The 21,178-nt window shown below is 54.2% G+C and carries 19 protein-coding genes; all 19 read right to left on the reverse strand.

All coding sequences use genetic code 11. The features are described 5' to 3' along the window. Positions 1-109: 109 nt before the first annotated feature. The 19 genes from N005_RS13065 to serC all read right to left on the reverse strand — a co-directional run bounded on the left by N005_RS13065 (position 110) and on the right by serC (position 21,024). Positions 110-862, reverse strand: a complete 753-nt coding sequence (locus tag N005_RS13065; RefSeq protein ID WP_047701577.1) for an AglZ/HisF2 family acetamidino modification protein — start codon at positions 860-862, stop codon at positions 110-112. Then, positions 859-1,470: an imidazole glycerol phosphate synthase subunit HisH gene (gene hisH / locus N005_RS13070; RefSeq protein WP_047701578.1), complete on the reverse strand. Its 612-nt coding sequence runs from the start codon at positions 1,468-1,470 to the stop codon at positions 859-861. The genes N005_RS13065 and hisH overlap by 4 nt, the downstream gene beginning before the upstream one ends. Further along, entirely contained in the window at positions 1,467-2,702 is a 1,236-nt protein-coding gene (locus tag N005_RS13075; protein ID WP_047701579.1) for an oligosaccharide flippase family protein, read from the reverse strand. The genes hisH and N005_RS13075 overlap by 4 nt, the downstream gene beginning before the upstream one ends. Continuing rightward, a complete protein-coding gene (locus N005_RS13080) occupies positions 2,692-4,014 on the reverse strand; it encodes a polymerase (RefSeq protein WP_144402679.1) in 1,323 nt (440 codons plus the stop codon). The genes N005_RS13075 and N005_RS13080 overlap by 11 nt, the downstream gene beginning before the upstream one ends. Positions 4,015-4,018: 4 nt before the next feature. Further along, positions 4,019-5,101: a DegT/DnrJ/EryC1/StrS family aminotransferase gene (locus tag N005_RS13085; protein WP_047701580.1), complete on the reverse strand. Its 1,083-nt coding sequence runs from the start codon at positions 5,099-5,101 to the stop codon at positions 4,019-4,021. A gap of 2 nt (positions 5,102-5,103) precedes the next feature. Then, positions 5,104-5,679 carry a UDP-2-acetamido-3-amino-2,3-dideoxy-D-glucuronate N-acetyltransferase gene (gene wbpD / locus N005_RS13090; RefSeq protein WP_047701581.1) on the reverse strand — a complete coding sequence of 192 codons (576 nt, stop codon included), beginning with the start codon at positions 5,677-5,679 and terminating at the stop codon, positions 5,104-5,106. Beyond that, positions 5,676-7,526 (reverse strand): acyltransferase family protein, encoded by a 1,851-nt coding sequence (locus tag N005_RS13095; protein WP_047702217.1) that lies wholly within the window; start codon positions 7,524-7,526, stop codon positions 5,676-5,678. Before N005_RS13095 ends, wbpD begins: the two co-directional genes overlap by 4 nt. A 111-nt stretch (positions 7,527-7,637) precedes the next feature. Further along, positions 7,638-8,588 (reverse strand): UDP-N-acetyl-2-amino-2-deoxy-D-glucuronate oxidase, encoded by a 951-nt coding sequence (gene wbpB / locus N005_RS13100; RefSeq protein WP_047701582.1) that lies wholly within the window; start codon positions 8,586-8,588, stop codon positions 7,638-7,640. Positions 8,589-8,605: 17 nt separating this feature from the next. After that, positions 8,606-9,919: a UDP-N-acetyl-D-glucosamine 6-dehydrogenase gene (wbpA, locus tag N005_RS13105; RefSeq protein WP_047701583.1), complete on the reverse strand. Its 1,314-nt coding sequence runs from the start codon at positions 9,917-9,919 to the stop codon at positions 8,606-8,608. Between the two features lie 623 nt (positions 9,920-10,542). Then, the gene (locus tag N005_RS13110) at positions 10,543-11,607 is read right to left on the reverse strand and encodes an LPS O-antigen chain length determinant protein WzzB (protein WP_047701584.1); all 1,065 of its coding nucleotides are present in this window, start codon (positions 11,605-11,607) and stop codon (positions 10,543-10,545) included. 190 nt (positions 11,608-11,797) lie between these two features. Beyond that, positions 11,798-12,022, reverse strand: coding sequence for a lipopolysaccharide assembly protein LapA domain-containing protein (locus tag N005_RS13115; protein ID WP_047701585.1), 225 nt, complete (start codon positions 12,020-12,022; stop codon positions 11,798-11,800). A gap of 24 nt (positions 12,023-12,046) precedes the next feature. Continuing rightward, positions 12,047-12,343: an integration host factor subunit beta gene (ihfB, locus tag N005_RS13120; RefSeq protein ID WP_047701586.1), complete on the reverse strand. Its 297-nt coding sequence runs from the start codon at positions 12,341-12,343 to the stop codon at positions 12,047-12,049. Positions 12,344-12,487: 144 nt separating this feature from the next. Continuing rightward, a complete protein-coding gene (locus N005_RS13125) occupies positions 12,488-12,766 on the reverse strand; it encodes a hypothetical protein (protein ID WP_047701587.1) in 279 nt (92 codons plus the stop codon). A 216-nt stretch (positions 12,767-12,982) separates the two neighbouring features. Continuing rightward, entirely contained in the window at positions 12,983-14,677 is a 1,695-nt protein-coding gene (gene rpsA / locus N005_RS13130) for a 30S ribosomal protein S1 (protein WP_041024567.1), read from the reverse strand. Positions 14,678-14,796: 119 nt separating this feature from the next. Beyond that, entirely contained in the window at positions 14,797-15,486 is a 690-nt protein-coding gene (cmk, locus tag N005_RS13135; RefSeq protein WP_047701588.1) for a (d)CMP kinase, read from the reverse strand. Then, on the reverse strand, positions 15,483-17,690 hold the full coding sequence (locus N005_RS13140) for a bifunctional prephenate dehydrogenase/3-phosphoshikimate 1-carboxyvinyltransferase (RefSeq protein ID WP_047701589.1): 2,208 nt from the start codon (positions 17,688-17,690) through the stop codon (positions 15,483-15,485). Before N005_RS13140 ends, cmk begins: the two co-directional genes overlap by 4 nt. Positions 17,691-17,718: 28 nt before the next feature. Continuing rightward, the gene (hisC, locus tag N005_RS13145) at positions 17,719-18,831 is read right to left on the reverse strand and encodes a histidinol-phosphate transaminase (RefSeq protein ID WP_047701590.1); all 1,113 of its coding nucleotides are present in this window, start codon (positions 18,829-18,831) and stop codon (positions 17,719-17,721) included. Between the two features lie 13 nt (positions 18,832-18,844). Continuing rightward, entirely contained in the window at positions 18,845-19,939 is a 1,095-nt protein-coding gene (gene pheA / locus N005_RS13150) for a prephenate dehydratase (protein ID WP_024778725.1), read from the reverse strand. Next, positions 19,939-21,024, reverse strand: coding sequence for a 3-phosphoserine/phosphohydroxythreonine transaminase (serC, locus tag N005_RS13155; RefSeq protein ID WP_047702218.1), 1,086 nt, complete (start codon positions 21,022-21,024; stop codon positions 19,939-19,941). Before serC ends, pheA begins: the two co-directional genes overlap by 1 nt. Positions 21,025-21,178: the final 154 nt, after the last annotated feature.

Here is a 21,178-nt window from a genome sequence, read left to right on the forward strand (position 1 = left end):
ACGGAGATCGCTTAATCGAAAGTGACCCGATAATATGATGCTTCAAGAATCTTCTCAAACGCTACGCACCAAAAGCGCCACTAAAAAACCAATACTAACAAAATATATTTCACTTACTGTCCTTGTTAATATCTGGATAGCTAATCAAGACTGCCCTGTGTTTTCCGTGAAATACAAAAAGACTACCTGCCGATACAGCAGAAACTTCGCAATTGTTGAATACAGCAAGCAAATCATCTGTAGACCCGGCACCACCGCAAGCCACGACAGGTACATGTACACTATTAACCACATTTGAAATCAGCGAGAGATCGTAACCCTTTTGCGTTCCGTCGCGGTCAATGGAATTCAGGAATATCTCTCCTACCCCAGCCTGCTCTAAAGCTTTCGCCCATTCCACGGGAGACTTCTTGATATCCCGAGATCCGTTGTGAGTGCACACTGAATACCCACCCAAAAGTCCCTTTTTGCAGTCGATTGAACCTACTACGCTCTGCGAACCATATTGCGCTGCAATGCTGCTGATCAGAGACAGACCATCTGCTGAAGCCGAATTTATAGCAACTTTTTCAACACCCAAGGCAAAAAGCTTTTGTGCGTGTTCTAGCTTGGTGATACCTCCACCATAACAAATTGGCATAAAGCACTCACTCGCGATCTCCGCCACAAGCTCAAAGTCCGGATCACGCTTCGCCTTCGTAGCGCTTATATCCAGAAGAACTAATTCATCAACCTCTTTTTCGTTGAAGATCCTAATTGCATTAATAGGATCTCCAACATATTTCGGATCCTTGAATTTTACCGTCTTAACCAACCCACGATCCTGCAAAAGCAAACAAGGAATAACACGTTTCCTAATCATTGCTCGAGACCTACAAAATTTTTGAATAGCTGCATACCAAACTTGTGGCTCTTTTCGGGATGAAATTGAAACCCGAAAATATTTTCCCTCATTACTCCAGCGGTAAACTCCTGGCCATAGTTAGCAATCAATAAAGTATCGCTTTCGACCTTGGGCTGCATGTAATAGCTATGGACAAAATAGAATCGACTCTGCTCGTTCAGCCCATTCAAAATGGGATGATCGGCTCTGGGCTGAACCTCATTCCAACCCATGTGTGGAACCTTGCGCCCTTCTCGCTTTTCGAAGCGCACGATATCCATATCAATCCAACCCAAACCTTTCTCCTGACCTTCCTCGGATCCGCATCCCAGCATTTGCGAGCCCAAGCAGATGCCCATGACAGGTTTGCGAACGGTTAACGCTTGTTCATTCAGTACATCGATCAAACCACTTTCACGTAGACAGCGCATTCCGGCATCGAACGCTCCCACACCAGGAAGGATTAGTTTATCCGCTTTTTCCAAATCACTCGGCAAATTTGATGCTTTGGCTTTGGCGCCAACTTTTTTGAGCATATTGAGTACAGAAGCCATATTACCGACACCGTAATCAACAACGACGATCATTGCGATTCTCCTTTCGCCGCACGATAGGATATCCAAAAATATATCATATACATCACCGCATATCCGATTGAATAGGACCACAGAGCCGAATCAATTTCCTGGGAGAACGTGAAGCATAGCCAAGTGAACAAAAGCAGACATATCTGCCATAACAAGTCCAGCTTCTGCTTTTGCGCAATATAAATTGTATAACTTAGCGGACTTACGACAAACCTCATGAAAAATAGAGGAATCAGTAGTACCGCGTAACGCCCTGACTCTACCCACTCCTGACCAAAGAGCAAACCAAAAACCCATTCGCCCACTAGTGCAAAAACTCCAAACGGAACTATAGCGAGTGATGCTAACACGAAGAACGTCTTCAAGAATATTCGATAACAATTCCCCTGCGCTCTAAAATCACGTGCTGCCTGTTCTTTGAAAACATCAAGCACCGAAGCTGCCAATAAAGAAATAGGCGCGCCCATCATTTTTAAAGTCAACGCAAACCAACCCGCGGCCTCGCTTCCAAACCGAGCAGCAATAAATATAACCGGAAGCTGACTCGCTGCTGTGTTCAAAAGATCAGCAGTAAGCGAAAATTTTGGAAAGTTCTTATGCCGACATGCCATCTCCTTCACAGACAACCAACTCGAGCTAATACTCCCCCTTAGCCAAGTACTGTTAATCCAGAGCAACGAAAGGCCCGTCGCTGTAATAACTCCGATTACTTGGCCGTGAATTAGACCCGAAACGCCCTGAGAAAAGTAGGCAGCAATAACTTGCGCGACCGCAATACACGCCGCAAGACTGATTCGAGATATGCCAAGCTTATTGAATGCTTGCTGATAGGTCAGCAACGACAATACGACCTTATTCATCCCTATGCCAAAAATCACAGCAACAAGCGACACCCAGAACATTGAAATCACAGGTGGCACGTTATAGAAAACGCCATCCCACAACATCGCGGCACCGACGACCCCCAATGAGGTCAATACTCCAATAATGAAGATAAGTTTGAGTATAGCCTGAACATCATGCGCTCCATTGCAATTAAAAATCGCCATTTCATAACGACCTGTAATAGCAACTGCGGCTATTGTAGCAAATGATAGCCAGACACTAAATTCACCGAGATCGGCAGGAGTGTACAGGCGAACAAGAAGGAGCATGACCCCCATTGTGATGAGCTGAGCTCCGATAGTGCCCATTAAGACACGAGCGATACGCCCCAAGAAACTAGCGCTCATTGCATTTACTTCCTCCGAAGGTAAAGGGCACGGAGACAAGTACAATGAACCCTAGCATCAAGAAAACACCAGACCCCATCAACACAGTCAAAAGTGACTGTTCCAGGATCTTTGTCGCAAAGAGAAGCGCAACAGGGATAGTGAGGAAGGCGACATAGCGCGTGTACAACAAATTCAACAACAGCACAACCCCACTCACAAACAGGGACTCAACGGCGACCCCGACATACTTAGCCTGCAAATAAGCGATAGCGAAAAAATTTACGTTGGCATTCAAGTTCGGATTATCGAAAATTTCTTGGCCAATTCGAAAAGTCAATGGTTCCGACTTCGCCACACCCATTATAGAACTAAGCAAGGTATCACTATAGAAATTATAACCAAACAATAAAACAAAATTATCCACAGCCCCTAACAACGTTGAGGGGACGATGAAAGCACGACGCACGAAATAGTCATTAAGATATGAATAGCCAAACAGCTCAAACTCAAGCGCCCCCGCCAACAAAAAAACGACTGCACCAGATAAAAACCAAGAAATTTTTACATTTCCGTAGCGCCTAAAGTACTGCATCAGAAAATAGATAAGCAGTAGTACCATAAAAGGATATTTCTGGCCAAACGCCCCCCACAACACAAAGGCATTTGCCAAACCTAGTAGTATGTATATATGCGATTTCCGGTAGACACCCCAAGCAAAAAGCACAGGGAAAAATGCCTGCGTGCCTATGGATGCAAGATAGCCACCCCCCGAGCCAGCTTGGAATACATCGCGCGCCAAGGCTCTTCGAACGTACTGATCAGGAAAACTAAAAGAAAAATAACTTGCGCTTTTAAAAAAAATAAAACAAAGCACCAAAATATTGGCAAACGCTAGAATCGCCAAACATTTTCGACTTAGTGCATCACTTTGCCTACTTTGACTTTCGTAAAATCTAATCTTATTCGCTAAAGCGATTATCACCACCCCAAACATTACACCCAGTGACACCCCTTCCCATGGCTTCGTATCGGGTGAAAAGTTGTTTGCGGCATTTAGAACAAGAGCATGGGGTACTACCACGAGAAAAAGTAGACAGACAATAAGATCTCCAGGCCTTTCCACGCGCCCCCCACACAGCAACGCACAAATCGAAGCCAGAACCGCCAGGTAAACTATCAGCCCGAAATCGATATGCTTTGCTGCCGCCCCCATGTACTCATGAAGTATATAAACATAGCTATTGTTCACCCATACCAAAGTCAGGAAATAGGCGAAAAATAGCAAAGCATTCAACAATACCGACCTATCGAGACGAGCTGATAAATACATAATATTATCCCGCGATAGCCGCGGCAATTTTCATTACAGACGTCTCATCCAAGTAAGGATGCATAGGCAGGCTCATCACTTGCGTCGCGACTTCATCACCAACCGGCAGGGATACCGAAGAATCAGCTACTGCGGGTTGTTTGTTGAGCGGGATTGGATAGTGAACTACACTTGGAATACCTGCTGCTTTCAATTTTTCCTGAACAATGTCGCGATCTTGCACGCGAACCGTGTATTGAGCGTAAGCACTCACATTCTGCTCAGCGATGTATGGAATGCTGTTTAATCCTGTCGTGCTCAACGCAACGTCATACCATTTAGCCACTTGCTGACGCAGCGCAATCTCCTCTTCGAAGATTTCAAGCTTGGGCAGTAGAATAGCTGCTTGCAGGGTATCCAGCCGACTATTCACCCCAACCCGGATGTGGTGATAACGGCGATCCTGGCCATGCCGGGCAATCTGGCGAATAACGGTGGCCAACGCTTCATCATTGGTAAAGATCGCGCCACCATCGCCATAGCAACCCAATGGTTTGCTAGGAAAGAAGCTGGTGCAGGAAACTGTTGTAAGGTTGCACGAGCGCTTGCCTTTGTACGAAGCGCCAAAGCTCTGCGCCGCGTCCTCGATCACAGGAATGCCGTATTTGGCAGCAATAGCGTTGATCGCATCAAAGTCAGCGCATTGCCCGTATAGCGATACTGGAATAATCGCCTTCGTACGCGGCGTAATCGCCGCTTCGAGCAACTGCGGATCAAGGTTGTAGGTACGTGGGTCGATGTCCACATATACAGGCTTGGCCCCCAGCAGAGCGACTGTTTCGGCAGTAGCAATGTAGGTGAAGCCCGGAGTGATCACCTCGTCGCCTGGACCAATGCCCAGGGCCATCTGTACGATCTGCAGAGCGTCGGTGCCGTTGGCGCAACTGATGCAGAACTTGGTGCCGGCGAAGGCGGCGAGGCGCTCCTCCAGTTCCTGTACTTCCGGGCCAAGAATGTACTGGCCGTGGCTCAAGACACGCTGGATGCCGGCATCTATCTTGTCCTTGATACGTGCTTGCTGGCTCTTCAGGTCAATGAATTCAATCATGCTCAGGCATCCATCTTGTTCAAAAATTTTCCGTTCAGCACATAACGCGCCCCCGTATGCGAGCAGAAGGCCTCGCCCTGCTCGTTCAACTGCAGTTGCTCGCCAAATTCGCTCATCCAGCCAATCTGCCGTGCGGGTACGCCCACCATCAATGCATAGGCCGGTACATCCTTGTTGATGACCGCGCCAGCACCGACGAAGGCATATTCACCAATGGTAACGCCGCAAACGATGGTGCAATTGGCGCCAAGCGTCGCGCCCTTCTTTACCAGCGTATCGAGGTACTGGTCCTTGCGCTCGATCAGCGAACGAGGGTTATAGACATTGGTGAAGACCATGCTGGGGCCACAGAACACGCCCTCTTCCAGCGTGACATTATCGTAGACTGATACATTGTTCTGGACCTTGCAGCGGTCGCCGATCACAACCTTGTTGCCCACAAACACATTCTGGCCGAGCGAAACGCCGGCACCGATCCGGGCCCCCCCGCAAACATGGACAAAGTGCCAGACACGGGAATTTTCACCGATCTGTGCGCCCTCATCGACAATCGCGCTTGGGTGCTGATAGTAGTTCATTGCTTCAGACTCACGTTGGACTGAGGTTGATCGAAAGCACGCTGCAATTGCTCGGCAGCATAGTGCCCATAACGACTTGCACCTACCTCGTTGAGGTGGTGGCTGTCACGGTAGATGAGCAGGCCTTGTTGATAAGGCGCAGCGGCAAAGAAGCTGCTGTTGGAAAAGTCCAGGAAACGCACGCCAGGCGTGCGGTCGACAATGGCTTGAACTTGCTGGTTGGCAACTTGCCACTCGCGATTGAATGTCAATGGCGCCGGCAGGCCAATCTCGGTAAAGCGCCTTACCCGCTGTACGTCTGTTTCAAACATTGGCACCTGGGCAAGCACCACTATGCGTTTATGGGCTCCCGCAGTATTGACGAGAAACTCAGCAAACGCCTTGGCGAATGTTTGGCTCTGCATCTGGTACTGCCACATGCCTGCGACGATTACCCGTTCCACCTTCGGCAGCTCACGGGCGACGGCCTCGATCTGCGCGCGACAAGGTTTTTGCGCCCAGGCTGGCAGGCGTTCAAAGTCGAAGCCGGGGATAGGCACGCAACTGCTGGCAGTGATCACGCGGTAGGCAACACCCTGCTCTTCCCCCACCCGGTCGAAGAAATAGTTCAACTGAGCAGCATGACTATCGCCAATTACCAGGACGGACACTTCGGCATCTGCCTTGCCTCGCTTGCACGCGCCCACCTGGGTGCCATGGCAAATCAGTTCTGGAGCAGCATAACGGGTGAGCTCCACAGGCAGCGGAGCGACCAGCGAGGCGTTCACACGCTGTCCTCCCCACACCACCAACACGACCACAGCACCGCCTAAGGCCCACTTTGGCACCTGGCGCATCATACCGGAAGCATTTCTGGCGGGTGTTTCGACCAAGCGATAGGAAAGCCATGCCAACAGTACAGAGCTGACCACGAAAACCGGCACCCAAGCGACCGTCAGCTCGTACTGCCCTGTGTAATAGCGAATGAATGCCAGCACCGGCCAGTGCCACAGATATAACGAATAGGAAATGCCGCCGAGCCAGACCATCGGCCGAGTGGCCAGCAACGCGCTGACCGGACCACGCCGAGCGGCGATGAGTAGCCCTGCCCCGACGCAAGGCAAGATAGACCAAAAGCCTGGGAAGTGTTGCTTATCGATAGTCAACACCGCCCAAGCCAGCAGGGTTGCCCCCAGCCCACCAAATACGCTTGCAAGGAATATGGATAGCTCGCGCTGGCGCATCAGCAAGGCAATGATAGCACCCACCATGAATTCGGGAGTCCGTGCCGACAGGGCAAAGTACAACCCATCTTGCGATTCACCCAGCACACGGTAGCCGCTCCAGGCAAACAGGATGGCGGCTAGCAAAACAAATGCCATGAGACGCCACTGCTTTGGCAAGCAAATGACCATCACAGGGAAGAACAGGTAAAACTGCATCTCGATGGCCAAGGACCAGGTGTGCAGAAGCGGCAACTCATCGGCCCGCGGCGCGAAATAACTACCGAAGTCAGCGAAATACTGGTTACTGGTAAACCGCGCCGAGGACTTCAGGCTAGCGAGAAAGAATGCGAAGTCATTAGGCAGAAACAAAATCGCGGATATTGCGCACACCACCACCAGCATGACGAAATACGCCGGCAGAATGCGTTTGATACGGCTGACATAGAATGAAACGAGATCGATCTTATCGCTTCGCTCGGTCAACAATACCGTTATGATGAAACCAGAGATGACAAAAAAAATGTCGACGCCAACATAGCCGGCTTTCAGCCAGCCACTATTGGCGTGATAAAGCATGACCGCCAGAACTGCGATTGCACGCAAGCCCTGAATATCGAAACGAATGCTGCGCGCGTGGCGCATCGCACCCGCTTCGTTTGGCTTGTTGAAATTATCGTTCGACACGCTGGCTCAAGATCCTGCTCGGGAATATGAAAACGGGTGGCGCAAAGCCACCCGTGCTACCTCGCTCTGTCAGCGAGAAAGGGCTTGAACGAACGGATGCGCTTCGTTGTCCGCTGCCACGACGACGGTCGCACTGCGAATAGTATCGACCGTCTCCACGCAATGACGAGCATCCTCAATGCCATAGCCACGACCAGCCAGGATTTCCTCGTAGCTGGTGGTGTGCAGGTCAGTGAAGCCTTCGGAGAACTCCATTTCCTCGCCGTTGACGGTAATCGAACGGTAAGTCGGCTTCTTGCCTTTCACCGATTCCGGCAGGTCATTGGCGTCGACCGACAGGAACCAACGTACGCGTGCTTTCTCGTACTCCAGGTAGCCAGCCGCCTTGTGTTCAGAAGTGAAGTGCACAACGTTATGCTGTAGCTTGCCGAAGATGAAATGCAGCATGTCGTAGAAGTGCACGCCGATGTTGGTGGCTACGCCGAACGACTTGCGCGGGTCCCCTTTCCAACTTTGCAGGTACCACTTGCCGCGAGAGGTAATGTAGGTCAGGTCGACTTCGTACTTGTGCGGGTTGTTCTCGCGGGCAACCTTGTCCTTCAAGGCAATGATTGCCTGGTGATGGCGCAGCTGCAGGATGTTGAACAGGCGCTTGCCGGTTTCCTGCTCGATCAGGAGCAATTGGTCCAGTTGCTGCGGGGTCGGTACCAGAGGCTTTTCACAGATCACATCACAGCCCAAGCGCAGGCCTGCGGCAATGTGCGGGTGATGCAGGTAGTTGGGCGAGCAGATCGAAACATAGTCCAAGGCGGTCGCCGGATCGCGCTTGAGGCAGTGGGCGTGATCAAGAAAGAACTCGAACTCGGTGAAGAATTCGCTTTGCGGCGAAATACTGTCGATGATGCCTACCGAGTCATTGATATCATAGGCTGAAACCAAGGCATTACCAGTATCCTTGATAGCACGCATATGACGTGGCGCAATATAACCAGCAGCGCCGATCAGAGCAAAACGCTTCATCTAAAACTCTCCTGTCATCAGGCTTTGATAATATTCGATTGAGGGGCGCGGTATTTACCACGACTATCAATTATTAACTGAGCGTGCTGACTAATAAGTTCGTAATCGAATTTATCGTGATCTGTAGCCAAGATAACAGCATCATAAGCCCTTAGAACTTCAACGGTCAGGGGCTCACTGGAAAGATCAAAATGGTGCTCGCGCATCTTCGGAAATCTTAAGACATGCGGATCACTATAGCCGACAATACCTCCCTTGGCCTCGATCAGTTCCATAATTTCAACGGATGGGGATTCACGCATATCATCCACATTCTTCTTATAAGCGATACCAAGCACTAAAATTTTACTGCCTTTTAGAGGTTTGGCACGCTCATTCAAACCATCCATCAATTTGCTTAGAACGTATTCCGGCATCGCCTGATTAACCTCACCCGAAAGCTCGATAAAACGGGTGTGCAAACCATACTCACGAGCCTTCCAAGTCAGGTAAAACGGATCAATTGGGATGCAATGGCCGCCGAGACCTGGGCCTGGATAATAGGCTGTAAAGCCAAACGGCTTGGTTGCGGCAGCATCGACCACTTCGAAAATATCGATACCCATGCGGTCCGCGACCACCTTCATCTCATTCACCAGGCCAATATTGACTGCACGGTGAATATTTTCCAGAAGCTTGGTCATCTCGGCGGCTTTGGTCGAACTCACCTGCACGACTTGGTCGATTGCATGTTCATAAAGAGCAACACCCACCTCAAGACATTGGGGCGTATGGCCACCAATGACCTTCGGGATTGTACGGGTCTCAAAGTTTGGATTGCCCGGATCTTCGCGCTCCGGGGAGTAAACCAGAAAAATCTCCTCTCCTACACGCAATCCTTTCTCCTGTACACGCGGCAACAGCTCTTCTTCTGTTGTGCCTGGATAAGTAGTGCTTTCAAGAGAGACGACCTGCCCCGCCCTTAGGTATGGCTTGATTGCATCAGTGGTATTTATCACGAAACTCATGTCCGGTTCGCGATACTTGTTTAACGGTGTAGGTACACAGAGAATCAGAGCATCACACTCAGACACATGAGTGAAATCAGTCGTCGCCTCAAACCCATTTTGGCGAGCGATCTCAATTTTTTCGCTTGGAATGTGTTCAATGTAGCTCTTACCTGAGTTCAATAGATTAACTTTTGAACTGTCGATGTCGAGCCCAATCACTTTAAACCCAATAGCATTGTAACGTAGCATCAAAGGCAGGCCGACGTATCCAAGACCGACGATACCGATAACGGCCTTTTTTTCTTTGAATTTGGCGACGCTCGCCTGCTTTATGCTCGACATCCAACTCTCCATTTAACTTGTCAAAATCACTAATTGTCAAAGGCCTGATCCAGGCTAGCCGTTACCGTAACGACTTCAAAGCCTATCCCAACCCATGGAACTGGCGCTGAGCGCTGTCACCTCATCCCTTCCTGTTGCTACCAGATCTCGCAAATGGTAAGCCGCGCCCAGCAGCTACAGTTACTTGGGCTCAACGCTCATCCCAACGCAGCAACGGTCTGTCACCCACACCACTAGCATGATCAGCACTAGCCATCACAGACCGCCATTATGCCCTTTACGTAATAAAATGGCTTTCCGGATTGCACCTTTGCGAGCGCCTCACCTCTTTCCCTGGATTTTTCAAGGTCAACCAAGCTTTTTTGCCACCACTATGATATCATCGCTAGACCGCTGCACCTCAATTCCTTTCTTAGCTCCAGCCTTGATACTTAAATAAATATCTACACCAATCTTACTGACAGCCCAGAAATCTACTTGGAATACCAACCTTCCTTTATCGATAGATTTATTTTTCCTGTCAACAAAAAGCCCACCCTTACAAAGACACCTTTATAAAGACGGGCTCAAGAACTTATACTCAACGATGAACTGTCGTTAAGGATATACCTAATCGTTACTCATCATCTCGGCATAACGGTTTGCTGTTGCTGCTCATTTCGAATAACAACAATTCGGATCAAGGCTACGAAACCGCCCAACAGGCCACCCACAATGATGCCCAGCAACAAAATCAAGCTTTTTCTTGGCTTAATCGGACTCTCCGGCACCTCAACAACACCATCCTGCCGATAAACCGAAATACGCTCAGGATCAATATTCAACTTTCGATAAAAATTGTAGCGCATCTGCAACATTCGAAGGTCCGATATAAATGCATCATCAGAAGCCCTCGACTCAAGCGCATTGACTTCCGCCGCCAGTGCCTTGCTGCCTCGCTGATAATCCATCTTGTTACCTGTATCTACGGTGATATCAACTGCAGCAGAGGAGTTTATGGTCGGAGTTGTCAAACCAATAGCTTCGGCGATCTTCAGTGCCTCACGCAGTTGCTGAATTCGATCCTCGCGTAGCCGCTGCGCGGTTTCACGCAAGCTAACGATCCGCTGCTCGATATTGCGCGCCCTTACCGAAGCCTCGGTCGTAACGTTCTTGATAAGCTCCGACTCGGCGGCCTCGCTGGCACGCTCCACATAGGCTTTGGCCCACTCGGTCGCCCGGACAGGGTTGCCACCTTGAACAGTTACCGAGAATCGATCAGGAGTGTCCTTACCTGGCCCCTTGACGACCAGTTCTCGAGAGAAACGCTCATATACACGATCAAGCGCTCCTTTTCGCTGGGATTCATCAAGCGAAGGAAGATAGATTTCATTGAAAAACTTTTGGCGAGTAGACTCCGCCTGAAGATTCCGGGCAAACACATCGTAGACATGCTTTATGGAATAAGTATCCAGCTCAGTACTCTTCCCCCGCCCATAATTCAACTCGGCAATCCCATTCTGAGTAGGCGGCATGATGAAAAGCTTGGCTTCGTAAACTGGCTTACTAAGAAATGCGTAGGCGGCCGCGCCAATAGTGACCAGTAGCGTCACGCTTATGATCAACCACTTCTGGGCCCAAAGCCCACGCACGAGCTCTATCAGATCAATCTCATCAGAGCCACGCACTTCAACACGGTCATTTTGCATGTAGGACCTCGCCTTCATTGTCTGAAATCACGCTTGCAAAACTCAACGCATGAAGAGGCAGGACAACAGGCAAAGCCCCGATAGAAACCGAAACAAACTGGATTAAGTTAAGCACAAATAAAAAAACCCGTAGTCATAAAAATTATTGGCAGCGATCCCTACTCCAAGACTACCAGGCTCCCACATCCCATCATTTCAGCCGTCGTCGGACTCCAACGAACCAGGTCAGCAAGGGACCAAATACCATACCCATCAGCAGCGCCAACAGCACGAAAACCGAAACCGGAAGCTGCGGAGCCGACCAGCCGAGGAACAGCAGGGCAACGGGCTGATTGTTTTCGAGCACGAACAGGACGATGGCTGCAGCCACGAGCAGTGCTACTGCGACAAGTACCAAGCGCTTAAAGTTCCCCATGAACACCTCTTTTTTAATGCACCGTCAAAACCCGTCACCTTCCTCCTCATTCACCCGATCCCTGAGCTCCTTGCCCGGCTTGAAATGAGGTACGAATTTGCCGTCAAGGCTCACGGACTGACCGGTCTTAGGATTACGCCCGACCCGCGGAGCACGATAATGCAGGGAAAAACTGCCGAAGCCACGGATCTCGATACGATCTCCGGTCGCCAGGCATTGGGACATTTGTTCGAGCATGGTCTTGATAGCCAGCTCCACATCCTTGGATGAGAGTAGCCCTTGATGGGTGACAATACGTTCGATCAACTCCGACTTCGTCATATTTTTCCCTTCTTTTTCAAGCAGCTAGGAAAATCGCTTAAAAAGGTTTTAGCATGGCCGAAGGGATTTGAACAGCCCAAGTATTGACATTCTTCCTCATTCCCCTGTTGCTCTTCCCACACAGATGGCGGGACCCTTCTCGGGTTATCGACACATGACCAACATTGTCCGCGTCAGTAAACCTGCCGGATTGAAACCGAAGGGATACGAGTCCTCATCCTTCGCATCGTCGGATCGGGTAATCACTTTATAACCCGCCCCCTTGCACTCCCTGGCAGCCCGCTTGTGGCACTTCTCCCAGCCGGAACCCAACCCCGAGCAATCGATCTCGATTCCGCTGACACCGCGCACTGCGTGGGTCTTGGCGCTTGTGGAGCACCCAGCCAGTATGACTACCAAAAACACAAGAAAGAGTCTGTTCATTCAAGTCCCATAAGCAGGAGGTCATCCATTCAAAACAAGCCCTGGTCGCTATAGAGATAATTGATCCGCTTAACAAAACAGACCGCTCTATCAAAGACTTGGTTTCATCACGCCCCTCCCTGACGAAGCATGCCCAGGCGGAACGTGGAAAAGAACGGAATCGCGGGCACAAAAAAGGGCGACCGAAGTCGCCCTTTTTTTACAGAAAGTCAGAACTTAGTTCTGCTTTTCCGCTTGTGCAGCACGCAGCAGGTCACCCAGGGTGGTGGCTACTGGAGCATCCGAAGCAACTGGCTTGTCGCGCAGGCTCTGGATGGCTTCTTTCTCGTCTTCAACGTCTTTCGACTTGATCGAGAGCTGGATTACGCGGCTCTTGCGATCAACGCTGATGATCTTGGCTTCTACTTCTTCGCCTTCTTTCAGAACGTTACGCGCATCTTCAACGCGGTCACGGCTGATTTCGGAGGCTTTCAGAGTCGCTTCGATATCGTCGGCCAGGGTGATGATGGCGCCTTTGGCGTCAACTTCTTTCACGATGCCCTTAACGATTGCGCCTTTGTCGTTCTCTTGGACGTACTCGGAGAACGGATCGCTTTCCAGTTGCTTGATACCCAGGGAGATGCGCTCGCGCTCTGGGTCAACCGACAGGATAACGGTGTCCAGCTCGTCGCCCTTCTTGAAGCGACGTACGGCTTCTTCGCCCACTTCGTTCCAGGAGATGTCGGACAGGTGAACCAGGCCGTCGATGCCGCCGTCCAGACCAATGAAGATACCGAAATCGGTGATCGACTTGATGGTGCCGGAGATCTTGTCGCCCTTGTTGAACTGGCCAGAGAAGTCTTCCCATGGGTTGGACTTGCACTGCTTGATGCCCAGGGAGATGCGACGACGCTCTTCGTCGATGTCCAGAACCATGACTTCCACTTCGTCGCCGACTTGTACGACTTTCGAAGGGTGGATGTTCTTGTTGGTCCAGTCCATTTCGGAAACGTGCACCAGGCCTTCAACGCCTTCTTCCAGCTCAGCGAAGCAGCCGTAGTCGGTGAGGTTGGTAACACGAGCAGTGACGCGGGTGCCTTCTGGGTAACGGGCTTTGATAGCGACCCATGGATCTTCACCCAGTTGCTTGAGGCCCAGGGAAACACGATTGCGCTCGCGATCGTACTTCAGAACCTTGACATCGATCTCGTCGCCAACGTTGACGATTTCCGAAGGATGCTTGATACGCTTCCAGGCCATGTCGGTGATGTGCAGCAGGCCATCGACGCCACCCAGATCGACGAATGCGCCGTAATCGGTGAGGTTCTTGACGATACCCTTGACCTGCTGGCCTTCCTGCAGCGATTCCAGCAGAGCTTCGCGCTCGGCGGAGTTTTCGGCTTCCAGGACACTGCGACGGGAAACGACAACATTGTTGCGCTTCTGGTCCAGCTTGATGACCTTGAATTCCAGCTCTTTGCCTTCCAGGTGCGTGGTGTCGCGCACTGGACGGACGTCAACCAGGGAACCTGGCAGGAACGCACGGATGCCGTTAACGTCGACAGTGAAGCCGCCTTTAACCTTACCGTTGATAACGCCCTTGACCACTTCCTCAGCTGCGAAAGCCGCTTCCAGAACGATCCAGCATTCAGCGCGCTTGGCTTTTTCACGGGACAGCTTGGTTTCACCAAAGCCGTCTTCAACCGAGTCCAGAGCAACGTGAACTTCGTCACCGACGTTGATGTTCAGCTCGCCAGCATCGTTGTAGAACTGCTCAAGCGGGATGAGTGCTTCAGACTTCAGACCAGCGTGAACGGTTACCCAGCGAGCCTGGTAATCGATATCAACGATAACACCGGTGATGATGGAGCCTGCCTGAAGGTTCAGGGTTTTCAGGCTTTCTTCAAAGAGTTCCGCAAAGCTTTCGCTCATTTTAATTCCTGTTGATTAGGGCGAAGAATACGCCCGCCTCCACACCCCAGACGATGTGGGTTAGTTTCATATAGAAGAAGCACCGCAGGACTATGACTGGTCCCCTGCGGAGCTTCCTGTCACCCGGCGATATCGCGAATGGCGATCTCGCTCATGATGCGTTGCAACACCTGGTCGATGGACAACTCCGTGGAATCCAGCTGTATCGCGTCAGCCGCCGGCTTGAGCGGGGCTACTGCGCGCTGGGTGTCACGTTCATCACGTGCACGGATCTCATCTAGCAGACTCGACAGACTAACATCCTCGCCTTTGCCCTTCAACTGCAAATATCGGCGACGGGCCCGCTCCTCCGCGCTGGCGGTGAGGAAAATCTTCAACGGCGCGTCCGGAAAGACGACCGTGCCCATGTCGCGACCGTCGGCCACCAGCCCCGGCTGTTCCAGGAATGCGCGCTGACGCTGCAGCAACGCTTCGCGCACCGCCGGCAGCGAAGCGACCTGAGAGGCCCCGGCGCCAACGGTTTCAGTCCGGATGACGTCGCTGACTTCGTCGCCTTCCAGGATGATGCGCTGCAGTTGACCGTCGGTCGCCGCAATGAATTGCACATCCAGGTGCGCCGCCAGGGCCTTGAGCAACTCCTCGTTGGTCAGGTCGACGCCATGGTTGCTGGCCGCGAATGCGAGCAGGCGGTACAGGGCCCCCGAATCGAGCAGGTTCCAGCCCAGTTGCCTGGCGAGGATCCCGGCGACGGTGCCCTTGCCCGAGCCGCTCGGGCCATCGATGGTGATGACCGGTGCCTTGATGTTCACGACTGTGCCTCTTTTGCCACTCGAATGCCGACCTGCTCGCACAGCGCCAGGAAGTTCGGGAACGATGTCGCGACGTTGGCGCAGTCATGGATGCGAATCGGCGCGCTCGCCCGCAGGGACGCAACACTGAAGGCCATGGCGATGCGATGGTCGCCGTGACCATGGACTTCGCCGCCGCCGATCTGGCCGCCGTCGATGATGATACCGTCCGGCGTCGGCTCGCATTTGACGCCCAGCGCCAACAAGCCATCCGCCATCACCTGGATACGGTCCGACTCCTTGACCCGCAGCTCTTCAGCGCCGGTCAGCACCGTCCGCCCTTCTGCACAGGCGGCAGCCACGAACAGTACCGGAAACTCATCGATCGCCAGCGGAACCAGCGCCTCGGGAATCTCGATACCCTTGAGTTTAGCCGCTCTGACGCGAAGGTCCGCCACCGGCTCGCCGCCCACTTCACGCTGGTTCTCCAGGGTGATGTCGGCGCCCATCAGGCGCAGGATATCGATCACGCCCGTACGGGTCGGGTTGATGCCGACGTGCTCGAGCACCAACTCGGAGCCCTCGGCGATGGACGCGGCTACCAGGAAGAACGCCGACGACGAAATATCGCCCGGCACTTCGATGTGGGTCGCGGTCAACTTGCTGCCCGACTCAACAGAAGCCGTGGCCCCGCTGACCGAAACCGGATAACCGAAGCCACGCAGCATGCGCTCGGTGTGGTCGCGGGTCGGCGCCGGCTCGGTGACGGTGGTCTTGCCTTCGGCATAGAGACCGGCCAGCAGCAGGCAGGATTTCACCTGAGCGCTGGCCATCGGCATGGTGTAGGTCAGGCCCTTGAGCTTGTTGCCACCACGGATGACCATCGGCGGACGACCTTCGGCGGCCGTCTCGATGACTGCGCCCATTTCCCGCAGCGGGTTGGCCACGCGGTTCATCGGCCGCTTGGACAGCGACGCGTCGCCGGTCAGGGTGCTGTCGAAGTCCTGCGCGGCCAGCAGGCCGGACAACAGGCGCATCGAAGTACCGGAGTTACCCAAGTAGATCGGGCCGGGCGCGGGCTTGAGGCCATGCAAGCCGACACCATGGATCGTCACACGACCATGGTGCGGCCCTTCGATGACCACCCCCATATCGCGAAACGCTTGCAGCGTCGCCAGGGCATCTTCGCCTTCGAGGAAGCCTTCCACTTCGGTCACGCCTTCGGCCAGGGAGCCGAGCATGATCGAGCGGTGGGAAATCGATTTATCGCCCGGTACACGAATACGCCCGCTCAGGGAGCCACCAGGTTGTGCCAGGAAAATCAGATCGTTGGAATTCATAGCGTCCACATAGGCCCGACGGGCCAGGATTTTACTGAAATGCTCGCGGGCCACCCTGGCGCGTGTGAAAACGCCCAGCAATTGGTGCCCGTCCCCTGCATCGACCGCGTCGCGCAAGGCGTCGAGGTCGCTGCGAAATGTATCGAGTGTACGCAGGACAGCTTCGCGATTGGCGAGGAAGATGTCGTGCCACATGACCGGGTCGCTACCGGCGATTCTCGTGAAATCGCGGAAACCGCCGGCAGCGTAACGGAAGATCTCAAGATTTTCATTGCGTTTGGCCAATGAATCCACCAGACCGAACGCCAACAGGTGCGGCAAATGACTGGTGGCGGCCAGGACTTCGTCGTGGCGACCGACCTGCATGTGCTCCACATCGGCACCCAACTCGCGCCACAAACGGTCCACCACAGCCAGTGCAGCCGGATCGGTCTGCTCCAGCGGCGTCAATATGACCTTGTGACGACGGAACAGCTCGGCGTTGGAAGCTTCCACACCGCTCTGCTCGGAACCGGCAATCGGATGCCCCGGCACAAAGCGCGTCGGCATCCCGCCAAAGGCTTCGGTGGCCGCGCGCACGACGTTGCCCTTGGCACTGCCGACATCGGTCAGGATCGCCTGGCCCAGGTCCATGGTCGCCAGCCGCGCCAGGAGTTTTTCCATGGCCAGGATCGGCACTGCCAGCTGAATCACGTCAGCCCCCTGACAAGCAGCCGCCAGGTCGTCTTCGCAGCGGTCCACCACGCCCAGCTCCACCGCCAGCTTGCGCGATTGCGGATCCAGGTCGACGCCGACCACCTCGCGGCACAGACCGCTTTCGCGCAAACCCTTGGCGAACGAACCACCGATCAGTCCCAGACCGACCACCACCAGGCGACCGATCATAGGTGCAGCAGGTTGCAGTGAAGTGACATCAACCACGAGCCAGGACCTTGCTCAATGCTTCGAGAAACCGGCTGTTTTCCGCTTGCAGCCCAACGGTGACGCGCAGATGGTTCGGCATGCCGTAATTGGCCACCGGACGCACGATCACGCCTTCACGCAACAGGCCCTGGAACACCGGCGCCGCGACGCGACCCAGGTCGACACAGATGAAGTTGCCTTTCGACGGAATCCAGCCCAGGCCCAGCTCACGGAAGCCAGCCTCCAGCTGCAGCATGCCGGCCTCGTTCAGGCGACGGCTCTGCGCCAGGTACTCTTCATCCTGGAGCGCAGCGCAGGCGGCGGCCAGGGCAAAGCTGTTGACGTTGAACGGCTGGCGCACGCGGTTCAGCACATCGGCCACCACGGCAGTGGACAAGCCGTAGCCGACCCGCAGCGATGCCAGGCCGTAGGCCTTGGAGAACGTGCGCGAAACCAGCAGGTTCGGGTACGCCGCGAGGAAGTCCAGACCATCGGGCAGGTCGCTGCCTTCGGCGTATTCGATGTAGGCCTCGTCCAGCACCACCAACACGTGCTCCGGGACGTCCTGCAGGAAGTCGTCCAGGGCCTGGGCGTCGAACCAGGTGCCCGTCGGGTTGTTCGGGTTGGCGATGAATACCACCCGGGTATTGGCGTCGATGGCCGCCAGCATGGCCGGCAGATCGTGCCCCCATTCCTTGGCCGGAACCACATGGGCGTCGGCACCGACCGCCTGGGTGGCGATCGGGTAGACCGCGAACGCGTGCTCACTGAATACCGCATTGAGGCCCGGCGCCAGATAGGCACGCGCCACCAGCTCAAGGATGTCGTTGGAACCGTTGCCCAGGGTCACCTGGTTCAGCTCGACGCCACAGCGCTCGGCCAGCAGGCTTTTCAGGGCGAACCCATTGCCATCGGGGTAACGGGTCAACTCGGCCAGCTCGTCGCGGATCGCCGCCAGCGCCTTGGGACCGGCACCCAACGGGTTCTCGTTGCTCGCCAGTTTGACGATGCTGGCCGGATCCAGGTCCAGCTCGCGAGCCAGTTCATCCACGGGCTTGCCCGGAACGTAAGGCGAAAGTTGTTGCACGCCTGGCTGTGCCAGGGCGAGGAAGTTGCCACTCATTTGCTATCCGCCCTTAAAGAACTGCCTTGGGGTAGGAACCCAGCACCTTGAGTGCCACTGCTTCCTGACTGATTTTCTCCAGCACACCTTTCACCAGCGGATCGCGGTGGTGGCCGACGAAATCGATGAAGAACACGTAGGTCCATTTACCGCTGCGCGACGGACGGGTCTCGATCCGGGTCAAGTCGATACCGTTATCGTGGAACGGCACCAGCAGCTCATGGAGCGCACCGGGCTTGTTGCTCATGGAAACGATGATCGAGGTCTTGTCGTCGCCGGTCGGTGGCACTTCCTGGTTGCCGATCATCAGGAATCGCGTGGAGTTGTCCGGACGATCCTCGATTTTCTCGGCCAGGCGGGTCAGCCCATAGAGGCCGGCCGCCATGTCGCCGGCAATCGCCGCCGAGTTCCACTCGCCCTTGACTCGCTTGGCCGCCTCGGCGTTGCTCGATACCGCCACGCGCTCGACGTTCGGGTAATGGGCGTCCAGCCACTTGCGGCACTGGGCCAGGGACTGGGCGTGGGAATAGATCCGGCTGATGCTGTCGGTCTTGGTGTTCTCGCCCACCAGCAGATGATGGTGGATGCGCAGCTCGACTTCGCCGCAGATCACCATGTCATGCTCGAGGAAGCTGTCGAGCGTGTGGTTGACCGCACCTTCGGTGGAGTTCTCCACCGGCACCACGCCAAAATTCACCGCGCCGGCCGCCACTTCGCGGAAGACTTCGTCGATGGCCGCCATCGGCTTGCTGATCACCGCGTGGCCGAAATGCTTCATGGCCGCGGCCTGGGTGAAGGTACCTTCAGGCCCCAGGTAGGCGACTTTCAGCGGTTGCTCGAGGGCCAGGCACGACGACATGACTTCGCGGAACAGCCGCGCCATTTCTTCGTTGCTCAGCGGGCCCTTGTTGCGTTCCATGACCCGCTTGAGCACCTGGGCCTCACGTTCGGGACGATAGAACACCGGCACTTCACCTTCGGCCAGGGAGGCCATTTTCACCCGGGCAACTTCCTGGGCGCAGCGTGCGCGCTCGCTGATCAACTCCAGGACTTTTTCGTCCAGGGCATCGATGCGCAGGCGCAGCGCCTTGAGTTCTTGCTCTGACATCAGCCGTGTTCCTTCTCGAACTCTGCCATGTAGGCGACCAGTGCGTTGACCGCATTGATGTCCACGGCGTTGTAGATGGAGGCGCGCATGCCACCGACCGAGCGGTGACCCTTGAGGTTCAGCAGCCCGCGCTCGTCGGCACCTGCCAGGAACGGTTTGTCGAGACGGTCGTCGGCCAGACGGAACGGTACGTTCATCCAGGAGCGATCGGTCTTGTTGATCGGGTTGCTGTAGAGGCCGCTGGCATCGATGAAGTCATAGAGCACACGCTGCTTCACTTCATTGAGCTTGCCGATGGCTTCGACACCGCCCTGCTCTTTCAACCACTCGAACACCAGGCCCGACAGGTACCAGGCCAGGGTCGGCGGCGTGTTGTACATCGAGCCGTTGTCGGCCGCGACCTTGTAGTTGAGCATGGTCGGGCACAGGGAACGGGCACGCCCCAACAGGTCTTCGCGAATGATGCTGACCAGGATACCGCTCGGGCCGATGTTCTTCTGGGCGCCGGCGTAGATCATGCCGAAACGGGAGACATCCACCGGACGCGAAAGAATGTCCGAAGACATGTCGGCCACCAACGGCACATCACCGGTTTCCGGGATCCAGTTGAATTCCAGGCCGCCGATGGTTTCGTTCGGTGCGTAATGAACGTAGGCCGCATCCTTGGACAGGTTCCACTCGTTCTGACCGGGAATGGCGAAATAGTCGTAGGGCTTGGCGGTGGCGGCAACGTTGACGTGGCCGTAACGCGAGGCCTCTTCAATGGCTTTCTGCGACCAGATACCGGTGTCGATGTAGTCGGCCTTGCCGTTTTCCGGCAGCAGGTTCAACGGGATCTGGGCAAATTGCTGGCTGGCGCCGCCCTGCAGGAACAACACCTTGTAGTTGGACGGGATGTTCAGCAGATCACGCAGGTCCTGCTCGGCCTTGGTGGCAATGGACACGAACTCATCGCTGCGATGGCTCATTTCCATGACGGACAGGCCCTTGCCATGCCAGTCGAGAAGTTCACCCTGGGCACGCTTCAGGACCGCTTCAGGAAGCGCCGCCGGGCCGGCACAGAAGTTATAGGCTCTCTTGCTCACATCCAATCTCGCTCTGATCTGGTGGTCACTTAATCTTGTTCAACACATGACCCAATTGTGGGAGCGAGCCTGCTCGCGATAGCGATGTAGCAGTCAGCATCGATGTCGAATGTCAGTCCGTCATCGCGAGCAGGCTCGCTCCCACAGTTGCGCG

It is taken from the genome of Pseudomonas mediterranea CFBP 5447, from assembly GCF_000774145.1.
GTDB classification, from domain to species: Bacteria; Pseudomonadota; Gammaproteobacteria; order Pseudomonadales; family Pseudomonadaceae; genus Aquipseudomonas; species Aquipseudomonas mediterranea.